Annotated in this window: 22 protein-coding genes and 1 pseudogene; 9 read left to right on the top strand and 14 right to left on the bottom strand. The window is 59.9% G+C overall.

The features are described from left to right. Positions 1–4: 4 nt before the first annotated feature. The 6 genes from H043_RS0108430 to H043_RS0108405 are packed head-to-tail and all read right to left on the bottom strand — an operon-like array spanning position 5 to position 7,281. The gene (locus tag H043_RS0108430; RefSeq protein ID WP_027611477.1) at positions 5–1,108 is read right to left on the bottom strand and encodes a hypothetical protein; all 1,104 of its coding nucleotides are present in this window, start codon (positions 1,106–1,108) and stop codon (positions 5–7) included. Continuing rightward, positions 1,099–2,328: a phosphoribosylaminoimidazole carboxylase gene (locus H043_RS0108425; protein ID WP_027611476.1), complete on the bottom strand. Its 1,230-nt coding sequence runs from the start codon at positions 2,326–2,328 to the stop codon at positions 1,099–1,101. Before H043_RS0108425 ends, H043_RS0108430 begins: the two co-directional genes overlap by 10 nt. Further along, a complete protein-coding gene (locus H043_RS0108420; protein WP_027611475.1) occupies positions 2,325–3,437 on the bottom strand; it encodes a polysaccharide pyruvyl transferase family protein in 1,113 nt (370 codons plus the stop codon). The genes H043_RS0108425 and H043_RS0108420 overlap by 4 nt, the downstream gene beginning before the upstream one ends. Before the next feature lie 14 nt (positions 3,438–3,451). Continuing rightward, positions 3,452–4,534, bottom strand: a complete 1,083-nt coding sequence (locus H043_RS0108415) for a glycosyltransferase (RefSeq protein ID WP_027611474.1) — start codon at positions 4,532–4,534, stop codon at positions 3,452–3,454. Between the two features lie 39 nt (positions 4,535–4,573). Next, positions 4,574–6,802 (bottom strand): polysaccharide biosynthesis tyrosine autokinase, encoded by a 2,229-nt coding sequence (locus H043_RS0108410; RefSeq protein WP_027611473.1) that lies wholly within the window; start codon positions 6,800–6,802, stop codon positions 4,574–4,576. Between the two features lie 38 nt (positions 6,803–6,840). Then, positions 6,841–7,281, bottom strand: coding sequence for a low molecular weight protein-tyrosine-phosphatase (locus tag H043_RS0108405; RefSeq protein WP_027611472.1), 441 nt, complete (start codon positions 7,279–7,281; stop codon positions 6,841–6,843). A 291-nt stretch (positions 7,282–7,572) separates the two neighbouring features. Here H043_RS0108405 and H043_RS0108400 point away from each other — a divergent pair, with 291 nt between their 5' ends. Together H043_RS0108400 and tal are read left to right on the top strand one after the other, a co-directional pair. Next, positions 7,573–8,523: a hypothetical protein gene (locus H043_RS0108400; protein WP_027611471.1), complete on the top strand. Its 951-nt coding sequence runs from the start codon at positions 7,573–7,575 to the stop codon at positions 8,521–8,523. 207 nt (positions 8,524–8,730) lie between these two features. Continuing rightward, positions 8,731–9,657, top strand: a complete 927-nt coding sequence (gene tal / locus H043_RS0108395) for a transaldolase (RefSeq protein ID WP_027611470.1) — start codon at positions 8,731–8,733, stop codon at positions 9,655–9,657. A 215-nt stretch (positions 9,658–9,872) separates the two neighbouring features. Here tal and rssC read toward each other — a convergent pair whose 3' ends face one another. Beyond that, entirely contained in the window at positions 9,873–10,355 is a 483-nt protein-coding gene (gene rssC / locus H043_RS0108390; RefSeq protein WP_003226553.1) for an anti-sigma factor antagonist RssC, read from the bottom strand. Continuing rightward, a complete protein-coding gene (gene rssB, locus H043_RS0108385; RefSeq protein WP_027611469.1) occupies positions 10,352–11,536 on the bottom strand; it encodes a two-component system response regulator RssB in 1,185 nt (394 codons plus the stop codon). The genes rssC and rssB overlap by 4 nt, the downstream gene beginning before the upstream one ends. Before the next feature lie 274 nt (positions 11,537–11,810). On the opposite strand from rssB, the gene H043_RS0108380 reads away from it, so the two are divergent. Then, a complete protein-coding gene (locus H043_RS0108380; protein ID WP_027611468.1) occupies positions 11,811–12,110 on the top strand; it encodes a PilZ domain-containing protein in 300 nt (99 codons plus the stop codon). A gap of 52 nt (positions 12,111–12,162) precedes the next feature. On the opposite strand, the gene H043_RS0108375 is transcribed toward H043_RS0108380, so the two are convergent. Then, the gene (locus H043_RS0108375) at positions 12,163–12,852 is read right to left on the bottom strand and encodes a VacJ family lipoprotein (protein WP_027611467.1); all 690 of its coding nucleotides are present in this window, start codon (positions 12,850–12,852) and stop codon (positions 12,163–12,165) included. 197 nt (positions 12,853–13,049) lie between these two features. On the opposite strand from H043_RS0108375, the gene H043_RS0108370 reads away from it, so the two are divergent. From H043_RS0108370 to H043_RS30950, 3 genes and pseudogenes are all read left to right on the top strand, one after another. Next, positions 13,050–13,670, top strand: coding sequence for a hypothetical protein (locus tag H043_RS0108370; protein WP_027611466.1), 621 nt, complete (start codon positions 13,050–13,052; stop codon positions 13,668–13,670). Between the two features lie 109 nt (positions 13,671–13,779). Beyond that, positions 13,780–14,043, top strand: coding sequence for a DUF4404 family protein (locus H043_RS0108365; RefSeq protein ID WP_027611465.1), 264 nt, complete (start codon positions 13,780–13,782; stop codon positions 14,041–14,043). 80 nt (positions 14,044–14,123) lie between these two features. After that, positions 14,124–14,210 (top strand): annotated as a pseudogene (locus tag H043_RS30950) (metal ABC transporter ATP-binding protein); the annotation flags it as partial. Between the two features lie 26 nt (positions 14,211–14,236). Here H043_RS30950 and queF read toward each other — a convergent pair. Together queF and H043_RS0108355 are read right to left on the bottom strand one after the other, a co-directional pair. Then, positions 14,237–15,067: an NADPH-dependent 7-cyano-7-deazaguanine reductase QueF gene (gene queF / locus H043_RS0108360; protein WP_027611464.1), complete on the bottom strand. Its 831-nt coding sequence runs from the start codon at positions 15,065–15,067 to the stop codon at positions 14,237–14,239. A 61-nt stretch (positions 15,068–15,128) separates the two neighbouring features. Beyond that, positions 15,129–15,662, bottom strand: a complete 534-nt coding sequence (locus H043_RS0108355) for a plastocyanin/azurin family copper-binding protein (RefSeq protein WP_027611463.1) — start codon at positions 15,660–15,662, stop codon at positions 15,129–15,131. A gap of 154 nt (positions 15,663–15,816) precedes the next feature. Between H043_RS0108355 and H043_RS0108350 the strand changes: the two genes are divergently transcribed. Together H043_RS0108350 and H043_RS0108345 are read left to right on the top strand one after the other, a co-directional pair. Then, positions 15,817–16,497 (top strand): heavy metal response regulator transcription factor, encoded by a 681-nt coding sequence (locus tag H043_RS0108350; protein WP_027611462.1) that lies wholly within the window; start codon positions 15,817–15,819, stop codon positions 16,495–16,497. Then, entirely contained in the window at positions 16,497–17,846 is a 1,350-nt protein-coding gene (locus H043_RS0108345; RefSeq protein ID WP_027611461.1) for a heavy metal sensor histidine kinase, read from the top strand. Before H043_RS0108350 ends, H043_RS0108345 begins: the two co-directional genes overlap by 1 nt. 98 nt (positions 17,847–17,944) lie before the next feature. On the opposite strand, the gene H043_RS0108340 is transcribed toward H043_RS0108345, so the two are convergent. From H043_RS0108340 to H043_RS0108330, 3 genes are all read right to left on the bottom strand, one after another. Continuing rightward, positions 17,945–19,189, bottom strand: coding sequence for a lipoprotein-releasing ABC transporter permease subunit (locus H043_RS0108340; RefSeq protein ID WP_027611460.1), 1,245 nt, complete (start codon positions 19,187–19,189; stop codon positions 17,945–17,947). 63 nt (positions 19,190–19,252) lie between these two features. After that, entirely contained in the window at positions 19,253–19,936 is a 684-nt protein-coding gene (lolD, locus tag H043_RS0108335; RefSeq protein ID WP_177325613.1) for a lipoprotein-releasing ABC transporter ATP-binding protein LolD, read from the bottom strand. Between the two features lie 7 nt (positions 19,937–19,943). Next, a complete protein-coding gene (locus H043_RS0108330; RefSeq protein WP_027611458.1) occupies positions 19,944–21,194 on the bottom strand; it encodes a lipoprotein-releasing ABC transporter permease subunit in 1,251 nt (416 codons plus the stop codon). A 94-nt stretch (positions 21,195–21,288) separates the two neighbouring features. Between H043_RS0108330 and H043_RS0108325 the strand changes: the two genes are divergently transcribed. Then, a complete protein-coding gene (locus H043_RS0108325; protein WP_007968195.1) occupies positions 21,289–21,870 on the top strand; it encodes a PilZ domain-containing protein in 582 nt (193 codons plus the stop codon). Positions 21,871–21,876 lie beyond the last annotated feature (6 nt).

Genomic DNA, 21,876 nt, shown 5'->3' with positions numbered 1-21,876 from the left:
TGCCTCAATTCAGAACTCGTGATTCAACCCGCACCGGCTTGTTCGCGCGCAACATCAGGCCGAGGCCAACAAACAACACCGGCACCACCATGGAAAAGTGCCGGGCGAAGGAACCGAAATCCGGCTCGAACAAGCCTTGCACCAACAGAAACGCCAGCGGAATCGCGATCAGCTCCTTGGGTTTGGTTTCGATCGGCGCGCCTTTGTAGTCGGTGGAGGTGATGACTTTGAACAGCAGCAGCGCGGTCATGATCATCAGCGCCACAAAGATCACCTGCCCCGGCCCGGACAACAGAATCAGCTCCACCGGGAACGACAGCCGGAAGAAAATGATCATCGAGTCCAGCGCCTGCGAAACGAAGTCACTGCCGCTGAGCCACGAGACAATCAGCGATTTCGAGCCCTCCTCCCCCGCCGTGCGCAACTCGTTATTGCTGGCGCGAATCGACGACACCGGGAACCCCAGCGCCAGCTGAATCGCCATGGCCACCGCCAGGTAAAACAGGAACAGCATCAGGAAGAAAGTGAAGCGCGACACGTACTTCTTCATCACGCAGACGCCGACCCACGACAGCGAAAACAGAATCCAGTAAGGCCGGATCAGCACGCCGTAGATCACCGCCGACAGAAAAAATCCGCCGCGGTATTTGCGCGTCAGCGAGCTGAACAAGATGCTCAGCACCGCCACCGAAACGATGATTTCCTTGGTCAGGTTTTCCAGGAAAAACGAGCGCACCACGCCCCACAGGCACAGGGTGCCGAAGATCGCCAGCGGCATGCGCCGGAACACCACTACCGGAATCGCCGTGAGGAAGAAGTTGCAAAACATCCCGTAGGCCCAGGCGTTGGTCAGGTTGATCCCGGTGGGCCGCAGCAGGAACGCCGAACATTCGTAGGAGGAGCGATCCGGTGAGAACGGGTTCCAGAAATTGCAGTTGTCGGCGCGGGCGTAGGAAGACCACAAGGTCATCGCATCCGGCCCCGGATCACGCGGGATCAACAGCGGCATCGCCACCGACAGAAACAGCCCGGTGAACAGAATCAGGAACGACAGCGAAGAATCGAGTTTGCGGCCGCGAAACTCGATGCACGGCAACTTCAACCCCATGCCAGCGCCCCTTTGGCACGGGTCGCCCGAGTCAACACGGCGATCACCCCGAGCTGCACGATAATCGCGAAGACATTGCCCCACGCCGCGCCATAAATCGAATAGTGCTTGATCAGCAGGTAGCTGACCGGCACCGACGCCAGCAGACAGATCGCCGCGCTGGCGAATGACACCCGACTGTTTTTCGAGGCAATCAGACCGCCCCAGACGATGTCGCCAATGGCCCGCAGGGCAAAGGAAAAGATCAGCACGCCGAGGATCGCGTTATCCGGACGCGGCACACTGGTGGCGACGTAATCGAGCACCACGTTGAAGAACAGATAGATCAGCACCGCCACCGCCGCCGACACCACTAACGAGCGCATCACCCATTTGTTGACGAACAATTGCTTGACCGTAAATGACTGCTGATCCGCCTGAAACCGCTTGGCCAGCACCGGAATGCCGACCACCGCCACTACCGCGTAAGACAGCGCCTGCAAAGTGTTCGCCGCCGACCACGCATACACGTATTTACCGAGGCTGGCGTAGGGTTCGAGATCGGCAATCAGAAAGCGCTCGGCGTACTGACTCAGCGCGATCAAGCCCGTACCGAAGTAGAACGGCAACCCGGCCTTCCACACGGTCGCGGTAGTCAGTGCTTCGCTGACCCGACCCTTGTGCACATTCACCACGATCAGGTAACCGGCGACGATCACCAGCACGTTGGCCGCCACCCACAGCCACAGCACACTGGCGATGCCGGAGACCCAGTCGAGCATCATCCCGCCCACCGCTAGCAGCGCCCAGAGACCGGTCTTGATGAAGAACAGCAGCGCGCCTGCCGTGGCCTTCTGCGCAGAAAACACGAACGAGTTGATCTCGAAGGACAGGTGTTCGGTGAGCAACACCAGCGTCACGCAGAGGATCAACGCGGTGCTCGCCTCGACCTGCTGGAACAGCGAGTAAATCCCCACCGTCAGCAGCGACAGCAGCAGCCCCACTGCCACGTACAGCAACAGGACTTTGTCGACCACCCGCCGCGAGCTGCCGCCAACGCTGATCAACCGATTGATCTCGGAACTGAAACCGACGCTGTAGAACTTCGAAGCGATCAGGGACGCGGCGACCACCACGCCATAAAACCCCAGCGCTTCGTAGCCCAGGTAATGGGTGATGGCCAACACCAGCAGAAACTTCGCGCCCAAGGCTCCGCCGCGCAGCAGCAAGCGAAATATCATCGAACGACGCCTTTGATGATCTCGTCCATCATCACCGTCTTGGCTTCGATTTCGCGGCAGGTATCGGTCAGGCGCTTGCCGAAGTTCGACAGCGCGTTCGGCGCATAAACGGTGTCGATGATCTGCTCGACATTGATGTCGCCACCGTTGATCACCCAGTCTTCCACGCCCATGTCCTGATAGGCGCCAAAGCCTTTGCGCTCATAGCTGATGTGGTACGCCGGGACACCGGACAGCAGCGACTCGATGGCGCCGTGCAGACGCACCGAGATCACCAGGTCCGGCTGATATTTGGCAATCGTCGCCTTCAACGACAGCAGGTCCTCGGTGATGCCCAACTCGCGATAGAACGCACCGTCATCGTTGCCGCGAACGGCGCTCTGCACCGCGCAGACCACTTTGCTTTTGTTCTTCAGGCGCTGCAGCAGCAGCTTCAGGTTGGCGACGTAGGCGACCTTCTTGTCCTTGCTCCACTCCGGCGGCTTGCGCAGCACCACGCACACGGTGGCCGGCGATGCGGCACAGCGGGTGAACTTCGGCTGCTGAAGAATCTTGCTGGCCAACGACTGCACCGCCAGATCCGGCGCACGGTAGACGTTTTCACAGGCATCGAACATCGCCGAGGAGCGGTTATCGCGCACGAACACCGCATCGGCACTGGCGTAGTGCTCGACGATCTTGCGGCTCTCGCCATGGAACGGGCCGATGCTTTGCGGCAGGTACACCGACGGCACCTTGCTGAGGATCGCCGTTTCCAGTTGCTTGGCGTGGCCGAGTTTGAGCTTGATGTGTTCGAAGGCACTTTTCGAGCGCATGTAGCCGCCACCGACGCCGACGATCAGATCGGTCTTGCGCAACAGATCCGCCAGCCCGGCATACGACTGATTGAGAAACACTGCCTGCTTGACCCGCCCCAGGCCCTTGGCCGCCATCACCGGCGCATCGAAACGCGGGTGCGGCAGGTAGGCGAAAGACTGCGGATCGGACGCCACGACATTGATCGCGGTGTCTTCACCAAAGTTGCGCTGCACCAACGCGATGGCCAGATCGACGAGCAGGCCGTCACCGGAGTTGGACGCACTGTAGCCATGCAAAATCGTTACGTTCATAAGCTGAGTTCTACTTAATAAGTGGGAGCGCAATACACGTCGTAGGTCTGGCGGATCATCAGCGCGGCACTGAAGCGCTCGCGCACGATGTTCCGGCCTTCGCTGCCGAGGTCGAGCAACCGCGGCTTCTGGATTCGCGCCAGCACGTCGGCCAGCGCCTGATGATCACCGGTGGGAAAGACGTAGCCGGACACTTCATGGGTGACCAGTTCGGGCAGTGACGTGCAGTTGCTGGCGATCACCGGCAAGCCCATGGCCATGCCTTCCAGCGGCACCATGGCAAAACCTTCCCAGCGGCTCGGAACGATCAGCGCGTCGGCCTGTTGATACAGCGCCTGCACTTCGGCCGGCGTGACCCACGGCAGGTACTCGACCGCGTCCATCTCGGGGCACTCGACCGTGTCCTCGTTGACCGCACTGCCGACCACCGTCAGTTTCAGATCACTGCGCTGCACCTTGGCGAAGGCCTTGAGCAGCACGTCGAAACCTTTCTGGTAGTCGAGACGACCGACGAACAGCAGATGGATCGGCGCGGGGCTCTCGGCCTTCGGCGCTTCGTCTCGCTGGTGAATGCCGTTGTAGATCAGCTTCATGCGCGAGCGCTGAATGCCGAACCGCGCAGCCTTGTCCATCTCGTAGCGGCTGACGCAGATGATCACGTCGGTGACTCTCTGCAGGACCCGCTCGATCCATGCGTAGATCTTCTGCTTGGTCGGCGAGCTTTCCATCAGGAACGAAAAGGCGTGTGGGCAGTAGACAATTTTCGGCTTGCGCCACGGTCGCAGAAGCACACAGACCACGCGGCCGATCACTCCGGAAAAGGTGCTGTGCAGATGCACCACGTCGGGTTTTTCCTTGAGCATCACTCGGGTCAGTTGCCAGGCAAATCGCAGCAGCGAACGCACATCACGCCCGCTGCGTTCGAACGTGCGAATCTGCTGTGCATCGATGCCGTGCAGCTCTTGTTTCTGGTCGAGCGGCACCAGATAGACCAGCTCGTAATTCGAATCCTGGCCTTCGGGCGACGCCGAGATGGTGCGGATAACGGTGGCGACCCCACCTTTTATCGTTTCAGCCACGTGCAGTATTTTCTTCACAACCCACCCACTTTCATGCCTGTTGGAACGCCCCTGATTTCAGGATTTGTCCGACGCGTATTCGTAGTTGTAATAGCCATAGCTGCCATTGCCGTAGTAGCTGGCAGCGCGCTTCTCGACGCCGTTGAACACCGCGCCCTTGAGCTCGATGCCGTTCTGCGCGAAGCGGCGAATGGTCGCTTCAATTTCCTTGGCCGGGTTTACCGCAAACCGCGTGACGATCAGGCTGATCCCGGCTTCACGCCCGACAATCGCCGCGTCGGTAACCGCGAGCAGTGGCGGCGTATCGATGATCACCACGTCGTAGCGTTCACTGAGTTCGGCCAGCAGGTCGCGGAAGTTGGCGTGCATCAACAACTCGGAAGGATTCGGTGGAACCTGGCCACGGCTGATGAAGTGCAGGTTGTCGATTTCCACCGTGTTGACCGCCTGCTCGATGCTGCAGCGCTTGACCAGCAGATCCGACAGGCCATTGGCGATCGGCACATTCAGCGTCTTGTGCAGGTGGCCCTTGCGCATGTCGGCGTCGATCAGCAGCACGCGCTGACCGCTCTGCGCCATGACCGCCGCGAGGTTGGAGGAGACGAAGGTCTTGCCGACCTGCGGGCTAGGGCCGGAGATCATGATGCGGTTGTTGGTCGAATCCAGCGCGGCGAAATGCAGGCAAGTACGCAGGCTGCGGATCGACTCGATGGACAGGTCGGTCGGGTTGCGCAGCGCCAGCAGATAGGCCGGTGTTTCGGCGGTGATTTTGGCCCGGCCCTTTTTCGTGTCCTCGTCACGCTGCAAGGCGCTGTAGGGAATCGACGCGTACACCGGCAGCCCGAGCTGTTCGATGGCTTCCGGCCCTTCCAGACCTTTGCTCAACGATTTGCGCAACAGCACCAGGGCTACGCCGACAAAGGCGCCGAGGAACGTTGCGATCAGCACGATCAGGGCTTTTTTCGGTTTGACCGGACTGCTCAGGTCAACATCCGCCGGATCGATCAGGCGCACATTGCCCACCGCCCCGGCGCGGACGATGTCCAGTTCCTGGGATTTGTTCAGCAACTGCGTGTAGATCTGCGAAGCCACTTCCACATCCCGGGTCAGGTTGAGCAGCTCCTGCTGCGTGGCCGGCAGATCACCGACCTTGCCTTCCAGCGACTTCTGCTGCTGGGTCAACTCACCGATCTGCGACATCAAGGCGCGATACGCCGGATGCTGTTTGGTGAACTTGCGATCCATTTCCGCCTGCTGCATTTTCAGCTCGGAAATCCGCGTTTCCAGCGCCACGGACTGACCAAGCACCGATTGCGTTTCCAGAGAAATATTCACGGTCTTGCCGTGGGTCTGATACGCGTTGAGCGCATCGCTGGCCTTGGCCAGATCACGCTTGACCTGCGGCAACTGGCTTTGCAGGAACGCCAGGCTCTGCGCCGCTTCCGCCGAGGTGCGGCGCACGTTCTGGTCCACGTAGAGCGCGGCGATTTTGTTGAGGATCTTCACCGCCTCGGCCGCATCGGCGCTGGCCAGCGCCAGACGGATAATCCCCGACTCTTTACCTTGCTCGGAGATATCCAGCGCATCCTGGTAACCCTGAATGGTCACGATCCGTGGATTGCGCACCACTTCAAAGCGAGTACCCGGGTTGGCTTGCAGGCGCTCGATCAAACCCTCGACGCCGTCCTGGGCGAAGGCTTCGCCGGCGACGCCCTCGACCAACAGGTTGTCGTTGTCATCAAGCAACTGAAAGTGCTGTTGTTCGCCAGCCACCAGGGTGAGCTTCTTGCCCAACAACTCTTTGGGCAGATTGAGCCGAGTGAACTCCAGACGCTCGCCGCCCCAGGCGTAGCTGTTGAAGCCAAAACGCGGCGGCGCCACGCTGAACTCGGTTTCACCGCGATAACGCCGGGCGAGAAAACCGCCGACCACCGGGAAGGTGTTGGGGGTGACGTCGATATCCAGGCGCAGGTCATCGACGGTTTTGCCGATCACCGCACGGGATTTGATGATGCCGATTTCGGTCACCGACGGCGATTGCCCGCCGAGCATGCTACTGAGGTCGGAAAAACCGAGCATGTCGTTCTTTTTCGGTTCGACCTGCACCAGCGCGTTCGCCAGGTACACCGGCGTCGCCAATACCGCATAGGCAACGCCGGCGGCCATGAATGCACCGGTGAATGCACCGATCAACCATTTCTGGTCGATCAAACTGCCGAATATGCCGAGAAGATCAATACTGTCTTGATCGTTATCACGGTTGGCGATTACTGACGGTAATTGCATAAGTCTTTCTTACCATTCACTGATCTGAAGAATATTCATCAATGTCCGAGGCGCTGCGCCCACGAGCTAACAGCATCTTCAATCAATGCATGGGCATGAATAAAAGCGGCCTTACCTTGACGATACGGATCCTGTATTTCTCGTTCGCTCTGCCACTTGCCGAGAAGAAATACTTTGCCTCGGGCGTGCGAGGCAATCTTCAGCACCTGATTCACATGTTGTTTTTCCATGACCAGAATCAGGTCTGATTCATTGACGATATCGGCGGTCAATTGCCGGGCCTGGAAACCTTCGGCACTGTGCCCGTGGTCTTCCAGCACCTGGCGCGCCGAGGCTTCCATGCCTTCGCCGACCCGCGCAGAAAGACCTGCGGACGTCACCGAAATGGTTGAGGGGGTCAGCGCGTTGCGCAGCAGAAGTTCTGCTGTCGGACTTCGGCAAATATTGCCAACGCACACGACGAGGATCTTTTTGAACAAGGTTTACATTCCTGTGTAATATCATTCTGCCAACATCTAGAGCGGATTTTAATGAACCCACTAGATCATTCTGCACTCAGAAATAGATTCGCCCTGTTAGTACCAGCGTATTAAGTACCACAGGGTCAAAAGCCGCCAAAACACAATTAACGGACTAAAAATAACTGTGATTTTCAGGTCTGGTTTTCCTGACAAAAATTAACATTGGCGCACTTAGTGCCATTGTCAGTTTCGAAACAGTTATCTCGAGATATCTTTTCGCCGTTGTCACTTCTCACCCGGAGAACCGACATGAAATCAGCCCATCTCAAACCCCTGAGCGCCCTCACCCTGTTACTGCTGGCGGCAACCGGCCAGAGCCAGGCCAATGAACTGTTCCCGGCATTGCCCGCCAATAAAACCATCGGGGTTCAGGTCAAAGTCCAGACCTTCTCCGCTGCCGACGCCGAGCACGTCAAAGCCACCGGCTTCAGTTTCGTGCGTTTTGGCGTATGGACTGACAGCCTGCCCAGCGCGGCCTACCAGAAGCAGATCAGCAATGCCTTCGCCGTGGCCCGCGCGGCCGGTCTGCCGGTGCTGATGACCCTGCGCGCGACCAAGCCGTTACCGGCCAATGAACTGGCGAACGCGGGGGTCGCGTATGCCAACGCGCTGACCAGCCTGGCAGCGACCTATGGCTCACAACTGGTGGCGATCGAGCTATGGAATGAGCCGGACCTCGGCACCTACTGGCCGACCGGCAATTTCGACACGACCTTCGTGCCGTTCATGAGCGCAGCGTGCAAAACCCTGCAGGACAAACCCCAGACTGTCCCGGTGATCGGTTTTGGCTTCGCCCGGCCGCCGACTGCCGGCTCGGCGTCCACCGTGGCACTCAACCGAATCGTCAGCGAATACCCCAAATGCCTCAACGCGGTCTCCTACCATCCCTACGGCATGAGCGGCACGCAGATCAGCAACGCCCAGGCGTTTATCCAGCAGAACTTCCATCTGCCGGGGGTGATCAGCGAATGGGGCATCTCGGCGCTCGCCTCCAACGGCGGGATTGAGGGTCAGGCCAGCAAAATCAGCGCATTCGTCGCCGATATCAAAACCCGCAACATTGCTCTGACCTCGATTTACGAGTGGAAAAACAGCGACACCGGCAGCAATGACCGCGAGAAGAATTTCGGTCTGTTGACGTCCGATGGCCAGCCGAAACCGGCAGAAACTGCGGTCAAAACCCAGCTGAGCCAGCAATAACCTCCATCAATGTGCTCAAGGGGCGCTGGCCGTCAGTTGCTTTGAACCTGCGGCCGATTTTGGCATCGTATTCATCGATACCGCGCCCCACCATTCAAACAGCCGTTCTCAGGTTGTTGCCCCCGGGGAACCCGTTGCGCCTTGATGCCCTTGAGTGGCTGTCAACGCTCGGGTAATGTCGTCAAACCCACAGGACAGAGCACACCCATGACTTCCAAGCTGGAACAACTCAAACAGATGACCACCGTAGTTGCCGACACCGGCGACTTCGAAGCGATCGCCCGGGTCAAGCCGGTCGACGCCACCACCAACCCTTCCCTGCTGCTCAAGGCAGCCGCCATCCCCGCCTACGCCGAGCTGCTGAACGCCTGCGTCAGCGACTGCAAGGGCGACGTGGGTCTGGCCAGCGACCGTTTCGGCGTCGCCGTGGGCCAGGAAATCCTCAAAGTGATTCCGGGCCGCATTTCTACCGAAGTGGATGCGCGCCTGTCGTTCGACCAGGACGCCGTGCTCAAGCGTGCGCATCGCCTGATCGAGCTGTACGACAAGGCCGGCATCGGCCGTGACCGCGTGCTGATCAAGATCGCTTCGACCTGGGAAGGCATCCGCGCTGCGGAGATCCTCGAGAAGGAAGGCATCCAGACCAACCTGACCCTGCTGTTCTCCTTCGCTCAGGCTGCCGCTTGCGCTGACGCCGGGGTGTTCCTGATCTCGCCGTTCGTGGGCCGCATCTACGACTGGTACAAGAAGGCTAACGGCAACGACTACACCGGCGCCGATGATCCGGGCGTGCAGTCGGTCACCCGCATCTACAACTACTACAAGGCCAATGACTACAAGACCGTGGTCATGGGTGCCAGCTTCCGCAACCTGAGCCAGATCGAGCAACTGGCCGGCTGCGATCGCCTGACCATCAGCCCGGACCTGATCGACAAGCTCGCGGCAGACACCGGCAAACTGGAGCGCAAACTCGCCCCGGGCCACGCCGGCGAAGCGCGCCTGAGCCTCAACGAAGCGCAATTCCGCTGGCTGTCCAACGAAGACGCGATGGCTACCGAGAAACTGGCTGAGGGCATCCGTCAGTTTGCCCGTGACCAGGAGAAGCTCGAGGCGCTGCTGCAGGCCAAGCTGTGATCTGAGTCGCTGAAACATAAAAAAAGGGCGAACCCAAACGGGTTCGCCCTTTTTTTATGCGGTGCTGAAAGATGCATCGTCTGGACTGGCGCCTTCGCGAGCAAGCCCGCTCCCACAGGGTCAGGTGTGGAATGAAGATCTCGGGGTCACTCAATCACTGTGGGAGCGGGCTTGCCCGCGAAGAGGCCGGAACAGACAACCTCAACCCCAAAGAATCAGTGTCTTTCGAGGGCGTTAACCAGATCATGAAAGGCTTCACGATTGGAGTCGTTCAGGCCCATGAGGATCTTGTGCGCTTCGAGCACCTTGATCCGCACCACTTCTTCGGACTGGTCCTGATCCGGCAGGTCATCCAGGCACTCGGGGCACGGCACCGGGTGGTTGACGATGTTGAACACCTGCTCGAAGCCCATCGACTGCAGCAGACGAGTGATGTCTTCGTGGGTGGTGACGACGGTCGGCAGCAGGCCGACCTTTTGCCGCGACAGGATCGACAGTTTGGCCAGCAGGCCGAGGGTGGTGCTGTCGATGCTGCGGGTTTCGGTCAAATCGATCACGATCGCGTTGAAATTCAACGCGGTGAAGATTTTCTCAATAGTCGCATCCAACGCCGAACACAGGGTCAGGCGAACTTCACCGACGAACTTCAGGACGAAGGTGCCGTCCTGCTCGGCGAACTGGATTCTACCGGTACTCATTGAAGGTTCCTGCTCAACACCAACAGGGCGATATCATCCGGCATCTCCCCTAGCGTGGCCAATCCAAACACTTGCCGCAGACCATCCAGGCTGCCGCCCGCCGACTTCACCCGTTGGGGCAAAGCGGCTTCTTTTTCCTTGAGCGTCGGTTCTGGCAACAGATCCAGAATGCCGTCGGACATCAGCGTCAGGCTGAACGTCGGAGGCAGCTCAAGCACGTGATCTTCGTAGGTGGCCTCATTGAACAGGCCCACCGGCAAACCGCGGCCTTCGAGGTAACGAACACTGTCAGGCGTGTACAACACAGGCAACGGCAGATGGCCGCCGATGCTATAGGTCAACAAACCGGTCTCCTCGTCGATGACTCCACCGACCATTGTGACGTGTTTGCCCAGCTTACAACTGATCAGCCCCCGGTTGATATGACCAAGGACTTCCGAAGGCTTGAATTCCGGCAACGTGCCGTTGCGCTTGGACTCGAACAGCAGGCGCGTGGTCATGAACTTCAGCAGCACCGTGACGAACGCTGACGAGGCGCCATGGCCCGATACGTCGGCCAGATAGAACGCCACCCGACGCTCGTCGACACGGAAGTAGTCGACAAAATCACCCGACAGGTACAGCGACGGGATGATCTGGTGGGAAAACTGGAACTCGTCGATGCGCCACGGGCTTTCCGGCAGCATGTTCATCTGCACCTGACGACCGGCGTTCTGGTCTTCCTGGAGCAGGTTCAGGCTGGCTTCGAGCTCGCGGTTGGCCTTCTCCAGCTTCTCGCGGTAGCGCTGGTTCTCCAGCAGCAGGCGCGCACGATCCAGCGCGCGACGCACCGAATGCTCGAGCACGGCCAGGTCTTCGAGAGGCTTGATCAGGTAGTCCGCCGCACCCAGGCGCAGCGCCTCGACCGCGTCGTTCATCACGCCGGCACCCGAAACGACGATCATCGGCGTTTGCGGTGAGCGCTCGGTGACCTGACGGATGAGTTCGAGACCGCCCATCTGCGGCATGCGCAGATCGCAGATGACCAAGTCGGGCTTGTCTTGCTCGAATACCTGAAGACCCTGTTGGCCGTTGCTGGCCTGCAGGACGCTGAAACCACTGTCTTCCAAATAGGCCGCGAGGCTCGCGCGCACTACTTCGTCATCATCGATTATCAGCAGCGTGGCACTGGTTTTTGGCATGTGGGCAAACGGCGCCAGAATTAGGTTGGCGTAGCAGGCGGGGCATCGGCCCGGCTCAGACTACTGGATTCGCTTTCTAGCCTCTCTGCTGCACCGCTTTCGAGCATTGAGCCGGAACGCGATTGCACCAGAGGTGCCCTTCTAAGGCGCAGACGGTACTCCCATCCGCGGGGCGTTTCAAGCATGCGCCGATGGTCGCTTGACGACTTTACTTGTCAAATCACCGAGAGTTATAAGAACAGCTCAAACCGTAACCCAATGGAAGGTCGAAGCCATGAGTCAAACCGGTCGGGACTACAGCGAAAAGCGCGATTTCATACGCATGCGGGTCGATGCCGATGTGGTGTTGATTCATGAAGGTGATGAGATCGCCGGCGTGTGCATCGACCTCTCCAGCAGCGGCATGCAGGTCGAAGCACCGCGCCAGTTCGCGGTCGGTGACCGTTTGAGCGTGCGCATCGATTCCGATCATGCGGCGCTGAGCGGGCTGGAGGCGGAGACCGTAGTGGTCTGGGTCAAGGCACAGGATGGCGCCAGCCAGAAGCTCGGCCTGACCATTTTGAAGATGAAATAAGCGCACACAAAAAAGGCGGCCTCATGGGCCGCCTCCTTGTCATCGGTCGAGATTAAAAATCGTCTTCGACCTGGCCATCCTTCACTTTGAACTCGCGGTTCTGCAGGTAGGCGTTGCGGATGAAGGTGTATTTGTCGCCGCTGATCAGCTTCTCGCTCGACAGCAGGCTGGCGCGGGTGTCGACGATGTTCAGGCCGAACACCGAGTTACGGACAGGCACGTCGTTGATGTAGCGGTACGGACCGGTGAAGCTGTCGACGTACTTGGACGGTGCATCACGCAGGGTGCTCGGGCCGAGCAACGGCAGCATCACGTACGGGCCGCTGCTGACGCCCCAATAACCGAGGGTCTGGCCGAAGTCTTCGTCACTGCGATTCAGGCCCATTTTGGTACCGACATCGAAGAAGCCCAGCAGGCCGAAGGTGGTGTTGAAGATGATACGCGCGGTATCGACACCGGCTGCTGCCGGCTTGGCCTGCAGAATGTTGTTCGCCAGGTTGGTGACGTCACCGACGTTGCGGAACATGTTGTGGATGCCGTCTTCGAGGAACTGCGGCGTCACGAACTCATAACCCTGCGCCAGCGGCTTGAGCGCGTAAGTGTCGACGAAGTCGTTGAACTGGAAGATCGGGCGGTTGACGCTTTCCCAAGGGTCTTCTTCCGTTGCAGCGTTGGCGGCGAACGGAACCAGCAGGACGCTGGCACATACACATAGCTGAGCGAGAGGATTGCTCCAGCGCATAGAAAAACTCCTTGGATTTTTACTGGCGCGGGCACCCGGGCCCAGGCGTTAAGAGCGCTAGTATAAGCGCAAAAGCCGTTTTGGGCAGTCCACCCGTGAAGAGTAATGCAGGACGTTTCCAGGGAGCGCCTTCACACACCTGTCATCCAACTGTCACCGATGTCCCCTAGCCTCATGCCTATTTCAGGGACGTTGCCATGACCCACGCTGAAGTCTTGCCTGTCGCCGCGCCCGGCCTGACCGCCGTGCTGTTCGGACTCAGTGGCTGTCTGGTGGATTTCGGCGCCCGTGCCCATCAACACGCCAGCGTACTGCCCGAGCACGCCGACGCCACACCCGGCGCTCTCGACAGCCTGCTCAGCCTACAGCGCCAGCAGATTCCCTGTGCGTGGATCGACGAGCTGCCCCCTGCCCTCGCGCAACCCTTGGCGGCCTCTCTGCCGGCGTGGATCAAACCGACGCAATATTCAGCAACAATCAATCCATGGCCCGCACCGAACGCCTGCTGGCAGGCGCTGATGGGTTTGAACGTCAGCTGCCTGGATGGCTGCGTGCTGGTGAGCGGCGAGCCCCGGTTGCTGCAAGCGGGCCTCAACGCCGGGCTGTGGACCATCGGCCTGGCGTCCTGCGGCTCACTGTGCGGCCTGCCGCCGAGCGAGTGGCAAGCCTTGAGCCAACAGGAACGCGAACAGCGCCGCGGCAAGGCGACCCTGCAGTTGTTCAATCTGGGCGTGCATTCGGTGATCGATCATCTGGGCGAACTCGACACCTGCCTGGCCGACATCAACCTGCGCCGCCTCAAGGGCGAAAAGCCCTGACCGGGATCATGCAGGTTGCAGCAGAGTGGATTAATCTAAAGGTCAGCCATAGACCTTTGGCGCGCGGCTGCGGTCAATGCCAGTGCCTCTTGATAAAAGGAACCCCACCATGCCCGCCCAAGAACTGCAAAAACAACTCGACACCCTGCGCGAGCAACTGGAGCAGAATCCTCCGCTGTCCGAAGCCGAACGTGAAGATCTGCATACGCTGATGGCGCAGATCGAATCGGAAATCAAACTGGAGAGCGCCACTCAGGATGCCAGCATCGCCGATGGCGTGAACCTGGCGGTGGACCGCTTTGAACTTGAACACCCGGCCATTGCCAGCACCCTGCGCAATATCGTCAATGCGTTGGGTAGCATGGGGATCTGATTTTCCTCCCCTGAAATGCAAAAAGCCCTGCCAGCGCTGGCGGGGCTTTTTCATTTCCACAATTTGAAACACAGCCCCCTGTGGGAGCGAGCCTGCTCGCGAAGGCGTCGTGTCAGTCGACATCATCGTTGAATGACATACAGCCTTCGCGAGCAGGCTCGCTCCCACATTGGATATGCCACATCCTGATTCTTTATTGACGGACCAGACGATGGTTCGGCAGTTGTACCGCTTCAGTGCTGCGATACGGGTTGATATCCAGCCCGCCCCGGCGCACATACCGTGCAAACACCGTGAGCTTCTCCGGCTTCAGCAAACGCTGCAGGTCTAGGAAGATCCGCTCCACGCACTGCTCGTGGAAGTCCGAGTGCTGGCGGAAACTGACGATGTATTCCAGCAGACTCGCGTGATCCAGCGCCGCACCACGATATTCCACCACCACGCTGCCCCAGTCCGGCTGACTGGTCACCGGGCAGTTGGATTTGAGCAGATGGCTATGCACGCTCTCTTCGACAATCTTCGAATCATCGCAACGCAGCAGTTCCGGACGCGGATGCTCATAGTTGCTGACGCTGATGTCCAGATCGTCGATGCACACGCCCGGCAACGCCACGACGCCTTCGGCTTCGACGTCCTTCAGGCTGCGTACCCGTACGCCGACCGGTTTGCCGGCAGCGGCCGACAAGTCCTTGACCAGTGTTGCTTCCAGGCTGGCGATGTCGGTAAACGACGTCTGATTCAGCGAGTTCAGGTACAACTTGAACGACTTAGATTCGATGATGTTCGGCGAATCCGCCGGAATGCTGAATTCACCGATTGCCACCACCGGCTTGCCCGACGGCAACAGCCACGACAGTTCGAAGCAATTCCAGAAATCCACGCCTTTATACGGCAGGGTTTCGGCGGTCAGGCCCAGCTCGGCCCATTTCGCGGTGCGCGGAATCGGGAACAGCAGGGACGGCGTGTACGTGGCGATGTATTCGCTGGATTTGCCCAGCGGCGAATGTTCGGCTGCGGGATGCATGGCGGAAACCTGACTGAAGAATCAGCGGATTCTATCAGCCTTTGCGCCCGCCTTTGAGTGCTTACTGACTGACAGTCAGTTTGCCGACCATGCCCGCCTGGTAGTGACCGGGAATATTGCAGGCGAATTCCAGGCTGGTGGCCTTGCTGAAGGTCCAGGTCAGCTCGGCGGTCTTGCCCGGCTCGACCAGCACGCTATTGGGGTCGTCGTGCTTCATGCCGTGGTCCATGCTGCCGTGATCCATACCCGCCATGTCGTGGGACATTTCTTTCATGCCGGTAGGCGTGAGCATGCCGCTTTGCTGCATCTGCAACATTTCCTGCTGGTGCTGGGCATGCATCGCCGCGTCACCGAGGTTGAATTCGTGCAGCAACTGGCCTTTATTCACCAGCACAAAGCGAACCGTCTCACCGGCCTTGACCTGAATCGCCTTGGGATCGAACGACATGTCGTTCAGTACAACTTCAATGCTGCGAGTAGCCTTGGCTGCTGGTGCCGGTTGGCCGAAATCATAGCTGTGCGCGGGTGCGGCCCAGACAGGTGAACTCAGCGCCAGCACACAGGCGGCGACGGCCAGAGGGTTGCGCAAAAACATAGTCATACTCCAACAAGATAAGGTTCAGCCTGTGGGAAACTCTAGCCCGCCTGCGCTGGCAGCTACCTGACAGGCAGATTACAACTTTGTCAGGTTGGCGTGCGTCGCCTGCTCCCACGGTATAACGCTTTTGTTCCTACAACCCGAGTCGCCCATGAAACTGCTGATCGTCGAAGACCAACCGAAAACCGGCCACTACCTGCGCCAGGGCCTGACCGAGGCCGGTTTCAACACAGAACTGGTGGCCGACGGCGTCAGCGGTCAGCAACTGGCGTTGAGCGGAGATTATGCGCTGTTGATTCTCGACGTGATGCTGCCCGGGCGCAGTGGCTGGCAGATTCTGCAGGCGGTGCGTAGTGCCGGCCTCGACACGCCAGTGCTGTTTCTGACCGCCAAAGATGCAGTCGAAGATCGGGTTCACGGCCTCGAACTCGGCGCCGACGATTATCTGGTCAAACCGTTCGCCTTTTCCGAATTGCTGGCCCGGGTGCGCAGCCTGCTGCGCCGGGGCAGCGCCCTGCCCCAGGAAACCAGTCTGCAACTGGCCGACCTGCGTCTGGACCTGATTCGCCGTCGGGTCGAACGCAGTGGCCAGCGCATCGACCTCACCGCCAAGGAATTCGCCCTGCTGGAAATGCTCCTGCGCCGCCAGGGTGAAGTGTTGCCGAAATCGCTGATTGCCTCGCAGGTCTGGGACATGAACTTCGACAGCGACACCAACGTGATCGAAGTGGCGATCCGGCGCCTGCGCCTGAAGATCGACGATGACTTTCCCAACAAACTGATCCACACCGTGCGCGGCATGGGTTACGTGCTTGAAGAGCGTCCGGCCTGATGCGTCGCCTGTCCCTGAGTTCTCGTCTGGCGCTGCTCTTTGCCGCCTGCACCGCCGTGGTCTCGCTGTTCGCCGGGGTGCTGTTCAGCCGCGCCAGCGAGGCGCACTTCATTGAGCTCGACCAGCAATTGCTCGACGGCAAGCTGATCGGTTTGCGCCGCGCCTTGCAGGATGTGCAACCCGTTCAGCGTGAGGCGCGGCTGGCGGATGAGCTGAGCCGTCAGGCCGATCTGGCGCTGCGTATTACCGGCAGTGACGGCCAGCGCTGGTACGACAGCTCGATCAATTTACCGCAGGACTTGCCGCAACAGCCGGGCCTGTCGACCATCAGCCATGACGGCGCCGACTACCGCGTGCTCAACGCCCCGCTCTACCCTGACAAAACCGACTCGCCACAGCTCACTCTGCTGCTGGACATCACCCATCACCAGCACTTCCTGCAACGCATGCAGCATCTGATCTGGCTGACCGTCGGCTTGTCGGCCCTGGCCACCGCGCTGCTCGGCGCGTGGGCGGCGCGCAGCGGTTTGCGTCCGTTGCGCCGTATGAGTGCAGTAGCGCGTGGGATTTCCGCACAATCGCTGAATGCCCGACTGCCGGAAGCGCAAATGCCGCCAGAGCTTGCGGAAATGGCCCACAGCTTCAACGCCATGCTCGGACGCCTCGATGACTCGTTTCAACGGCTGTCGGCGTTCTCGGCCGACATCGCCCATGAACTGCGCACTCCGCTGTCGAACCTGCTGACCCACACCCAGGTCACCCTCACCCGCCCGCGACCGATCGAGGATTACCGCGAAGCCCTGCACAGCAACCTCGAAGAACTGCAATGGATGGCCCAACTGGTCAACGACATGCTTTATCTGGCCAAGGCTGACCACGGTTTGCTGATGCCCAAGCGTGAGGCACTGGAACTGGCGGATGAGAGCGATGTGCTGCTGGAGTTTTTTGCGCCACTGGCCGAGGACGCCAGGGTGACGCTGAGCCGTGAGGGCCATGCGTGCATTAAGGGCGACCGGAGCATGCTGCGCCGGGCCTTGTCGAATCTGCTGGATAACGCGCTGCGCTTTACCCCGGCGGCGGGCAGCGTGCGCCTGTCCATCGTCGATCAACCGCACATAGCGCAGCTGTCGGTGGAGAACAGTGGCGAAGGCATTTCGGCAGAGTTGTTGCCACGGCTGTTTGACCGGTTTTATCGAGCAGATCCGGCGCGGCAGGAAGGCAGCAGTGAACATGCGGGGCTGGGGCTGGCGATTACCCAATCGATCGTCCGCGCGCATGGCGGGCAGATTCATTGCGAATCGGCTGCGGGGTGGACGCGGTTTGTGATCGAGTTGCCCAAAGGAGAATGAGGTCGATAGGACCGGCCCCTTCGCGAGCAGGCTCGCTCCCACAATTGGAATGCATTTCCCTGTGGGAGCGGGCTTGCTCGCGAAGGCGGTATTGAAGCTCAGGAATATCTCAGCGCATGCGCCGGCTCAATCTTCGCCGCCCGCAACGCCGGGTACACCGTCGCCAGGAAGCTCAGAACAAACCCCGCCGAGCAGATCAACAGCACATCCCCGCCCTGCAATTCCGAAGGCAGGTTGCTGACGAAGTACACGTCGGAACTGAAGATATGCTGCCCGGTAACGCGCTCGACCCAGCCGACCATCTCGCTGACATTCAGTGCCGCGATCACGCCGAGCACGCCACCAATCAGTGTGCCGACAATGCCGATCACCGTGCCCTGCACCATGAAGATCGCCATGATCTGCCGGGGCGTGGCGCCGATGGTGCGCAGGATCGCGATGTCCGCGCCCTTGTCGTTAACCACCATGATCAGCGTGGCGATGATGTTGAACGCCGCCACCGCAACGATCATCAGCAACAGCAGGCCAATCATGGTTTTTTCCATTTTCATCGCGCTGAACAGGCTGCCCTGGGTGTGAGTCCAGTCGTCAGCCTTGAACTCGGCACCGAGGCCTGCGGCGATGTCCGAGGAGACTTTCGGCGCGGCGTACAGATCCTTCACCGCAAGGCGCACACTCTGCACCTGATTCGGCTGCCAGTGCTGCATGGTCGCGGCATCGGCCACGTGGATCAGCCCCATCGAGCCGTCCAGTTCAGCGCCGACCTTGAACACACCGACCACGTTCAGGCGCTGCATGCGCGGGGTAATGCCACCCGGTGCGGTGCTGACTTCCGGCACGATCAGAGTGATCTTGTCGCCGACGTTGAGGCGGAAGCGGCGCGCGGTGATTTCACCGATCACTATACCGAACTCGCCCGGTTTCAGGTCATCGAGACGCCCCTGCACAATGTGCTGGGCCACGATCGACACCTTGCCTTCCTGGGCCGGGTCGACGCCGCTGATCTGGATCGGCTGCATCAAACCCTTGTAGGACAGCATGCCTTCCATCTCGGTGAACGGCACGGCGGCGGTCACTTCCGGATTTTTCAGCGCGGCGGCGGCGACCGGCTGCCAGTCATCGATCGGCTTGACGCCAACGATGGTCGCGTGCGGCACCATGCCGAGGATGCGCGAGCTCATTTCACGCTGGAAGCCGTTCATCACCGACAGCACCACGATCATCGCCAGCACGCCGAGGGCGAGCCCGATCATCGAAGTCATCGAGATGAACGAAACAAAGCGATTGCGGCGCTTGGCGCGGGTATAGCGCGTGCCGATAAAGATCGATAACGGTCTGAACATTCGCTGGGGCACCGTATAAAAATAAAAGACCCGATGCCTTTACAGGCACCGGGTTTCGGTCGGTCAAATGGCGGTCAGGCAACCTTCTTGCAACTGCAGGACGCGGTCCATCTGGCGGGCCAGGTTCATGTCGTGAGTCACCACCAGGAACGCCGTGCGCATTGAAGTGCTGAGTTCCAGCATCAAGTCCTGGATGCCTTCGGCGGTGTGCGAATCAAGGTTGCCGGTTGGCTCGTCGAGCATCACCAGGCCTGGATTGTTCACCAGCGCACGGGCGATGGCCACACGCTGGCGCTCGCCACCGGACAGCTCGGCCGGTTTGTGCTCCAGACGATGGCCCAGCCCCACCCGCTCCAGCAACGCGGTAGCGCGCTGACGTGCTTGCGGGATCGCGGTCTTGCCGATCAGCAGCGGCATGCAGACGTTTTCCAGCGCGGTGAATTCCGGCAGCAAGTGGTGGAACTGGTACACGAACCCCAAGGCACGGTTACGCAGCAGGCCACGCTTCTTCTCGCTCAGCGCCGACAGTTCTTCGCCGTCGAGCCAGACGCTGCCTTCAGTCGGCGTGTCGAGACCGCCGAGCAGGTTGAGCAAGGTACTTTTGCCGGAACCGGACTTGCCGACGATCGCCACACGCTCGCCCGGGTGCAACTCCAGTTGCAGACCGGCCAACACTTGCACCGACTCCGGGCCTTCCTCGTAGGATTTGCCCAGGTTGCGGCAGCTCAAAATTGCTTTATCACTCATGCCCGACTCACTCATAACGTAGCGCCTCCGCCGGCTGGGTGCGCGCAGCACGCCAGGCGGGATACAGGGTGGCGAGGAAACTCAGGACCAACGCAGCAGCGCAGACCATGACCACGTCCTGGCTCTGCACCTGCGACGGCAGGTAATCAATGAAATACACATCGGCGTTGAGGAACTTGTGGCCGATTAGCCCTTCGAGGGCGGAAATCGCCGCACTGACGTTGAGCGCAGCGAGAATACCGAGCACCGCACCAATCGCCGTACCGACCACGCCGATCACGGTGCCCTGCACCATGAACGTGCGCATGATCGTCCCCGGCTTGGCGCCGAGGGTACGCAGAATGGCGATGTCGCTCTTCTTGTCATTTACCACCATTACCAGCGTGGAAATGATGTTGAACGCAGCCACCGCGACGATCAGCAGCAACAGCAGACCGATCATGGCTTTTTCCATGCGGATCGCCTGATACAGGTTGCCGTGGGTGCGGGTCCAGTCGCGGGCGAAGTAATGGTCTTCGCCCAACTGCTGGGCGATGGTCCAGGCCACGCGCGGCGCCTGGAACAGATCATCGAACTTCAACCGGATACCCTGCACCTGATCAGGCTTCCAGCGGTGCATTTTCGCCAGATCCTGCAGGTTGGTGACACCCAGATAGCCGTCCAGCTCACCGGCGCCGACATGGAAGATGCCGACCACGGTAAAGCGCTTCATGCGCGGGAACATCCCGGCGGGGGTCACGCTGACCTCCGGCGCGACGAAGGTGACTTTGTCACCGAGGCCCACGCCGAGCTTGGTCGCGGCCTTGTCGCCGATGACGATGCCGAAGCTGCCCGGCGTCAAATCGTCGAGATTGCCCTGCTTCATGAAGTTGTCGATGATCGACACATTGCGCTCGAGCGCGGGGTCGATGGCGTTGAGCAACACCTTGGACACCTGGCCGTTGTTGGTCAGCAAACCCTGCATCTGGGTGAATGGCGCAACCGCCGTCACCTCAGGATTGCGCTTGACCTTGGCGGCGAGGCTCTGCCAATCGTTGATCGGCTCGCCGGTTTCAAGAGTCGCGTGGGGCACCATGCCCAACACGCGGGTGCGCATCTCATGATCGAAGCCGTTCATCACCGATAGCACCACGATCATCACGACCACGCCAAGGGCGAGCCCGATCATCGAAGTCAGGGAAATGAATGACACAAAATGATTGCGACGCTTTGCACGGGTATAACGCGTGCCGATAAATACGAAGAGAGGTCTGAACATGTCGGGGCTTGTTCGGAGGGAAAAGGAACGTCCTTGTGGCGGGGGTCGATAACCAGCTTTACACTCAGACCACCGCCGCTACCATGGGTTCGCCATGTCGACATTAGATGAAGAAGATCGCCGCGAATACTACCGTATCGAGGACATGATCGCACTGGAAATTCGGCCCCTGTCCGCTCCCGAAGCCGCAGGCCAGGAAGTGTTGCAGGATGCTTCCCCGCTGTTCAACCTGCTCAGCGAACTGCACCTGAGCGAATTCGAGTCGCAGCACCTGTTACGCCAGATCAGCGAGCGCGACCGGGCGATCGCCGCGTTTCTCAAATCCCAGAACAAACGCATCGACCTGCTCAGCCAGGTGGTCGCCCTGACCGTGCTCGGCCATATCGGCGAGCCACAACCGGTGATTATTTCCGAAGGCGGGATCGATTTTCAGCACCCGACCCCGATTGCCACTGGCGCGCACCTGTCGGTGAAACTGGTGCTGATGCCGCAGGCGCTGGGCCTGCTGCTGCGTGCCCGCGTCACTCATTGCGATCGCAAGGGCGACGGCTACGACGTCGGCACCGAGTTCGAACACTTGACCGACGCCCAGCGCCAGTTGCTCGCCCGCTATATCTTGCAGAAACAGGCCCAGGAACGACGCCTGGCCCGTGAACAGAACGAATCAGGCATTTAAATTAAG

It is taken from the genome of Pseudomonas sp. URIL14HWK12:I6, assembly GCF_000514195.1.
Classification (GTDB): domain Bacteria; phylum Pseudomonadota; class Gammaproteobacteria; order Pseudomonadales; family Pseudomonadaceae; genus Aquipseudomonas; species Aquipseudomonas putida_A.
This window is presented reverse-complemented; position numbering and strand designations above follow the sequence as displayed.

Bases quoted from the DNA above. Each gene is read 5' to 3' on its own strand.
- H043_RS0108430 (WP_027611477.1), bottom strand. From the start codon at position 1,108: ATGGGGTTGAAGTTGCCGTGCATCGAGTTTCGCGGCCGCAAACTCGAT.
- H043_RS0108425 (WP_027611476.1), bottom strand. From the start codon at position 2,328: ATGATATTTCGCTTGCTGCTGCGCGGCGGAGCCTTGGGCGCGAAGTTT.
- H043_RS0108420 (WP_027611475.1), bottom strand. From the start codon at position 3,437: ATGAACGTAACGATTTTGCATGGCTACAGTGCGTCCAACTCCGGTGAC.
- H043_RS0108410 (WP_027611473.1), bottom strand. From the start codon at position 6,802: ATGCAATTACCGTCAGTAATCGCCAACCGTGATAACGATCAAGACAGT.
- H043_RS0108400 (WP_027611471.1), top strand. From the start codon at position 7,573: ATGAAATCAGCCCATCTCAAACCCCTGAGCGCCCTCACCCTGTTACTG.
- tal (WP_027611470.1), top strand. From the start codon at position 8,731: ATGACTTCCAAGCTGGAACAACTCAAACAGATGACCACCGTAGTTGCC.
- rssC (WP_003226553.1), bottom strand. From the start codon at position 10,355: ATGAGTACCGGTAGAATCCAGTTCGCCGAGCAGGACGGCACCTTCGTC.
- rssB (WP_027611469.1), bottom strand. From the start codon at position 11,536: ATGCCAAAAACCAGTGCCACGCTGCTGATAATCGATGATGACGAAGTA.
- H043_RS0108380 (WP_027611468.1), top strand. From the start codon at position 11,811: ATGAGTCAAACCGGTCGGGACTACAGCGAAAAGCGCGATTTCATACGC.
- H043_RS0108375 (WP_027611467.1), bottom strand. From the start codon at position 12,852: ATGCGCTGGAGCAATCCTCTCGCTCAGCTATGTGTATGTGCCAGCGTC.
- H043_RS0108370 (WP_027611466.1), top strand. From the start codon at position 13,050: ATGACCCACGCTGAAGTCTTGCCTGTCGCCGCGCCCGGCCTGACCGCC.
- H043_RS0108365 (WP_027611465.1), top strand. From the start codon at position 13,780: ATGCCCGCCCAAGAACTGCAAAAACAACTCGACACCCTGCGCGAGCAA.
- queF (WP_027611464.1), bottom strand. From the start codon at position 15,067: ATGCATCCCGCAGCCGAACATTCGCCGCTGGGCAAATCCAGCGAATAC.
- H043_RS0108355 (WP_027611463.1), bottom strand. From the start codon at position 15,662: ATGTTTTTGCGCAACCCTCTGGCCGTCGCCGCCTGTGTGCTGGCGCTG.
- H043_RS0108350 (WP_027611462.1), top strand. From the start codon at position 15,817: ATGAAACTGCTGATCGTCGAAGACCAACCGAAAACCGGCCACTACCTG.
- H043_RS0108345 (WP_027611461.1), top strand. From the start codon at position 16,497: ATGCGTCGCCTGTCCCTGAGTTCTCGTCTGGCGCTGCTCTTTGCCGCC.
- H043_RS0108340 (WP_027611460.1), bottom strand. From the start codon at position 19,189: ATGTTCAGACCGTTATCGATCTTTATCGGCACGCGCTATACCCGCGCC.
- lolD (WP_177325613.1), bottom strand. From the start codon at position 19,936: ATGAGTGATAAAGCAATTTTGAGCTGCCGCAACCTGGGCAAATCCTAC.
- H043_RS0108330 (WP_027611458.1), bottom strand. From the start codon at position 21,194: ATGTTCAGACCTCTCTTCGTATTTATCGGCACGCGTTATACCCGTGCA.
- H043_RS0108325 (WP_007968195.1), top strand. From the start codon at position 21,289: ATGTCGACATTAGATGAAGAAGATCGCCGCGAATACTACCGTATCGAG.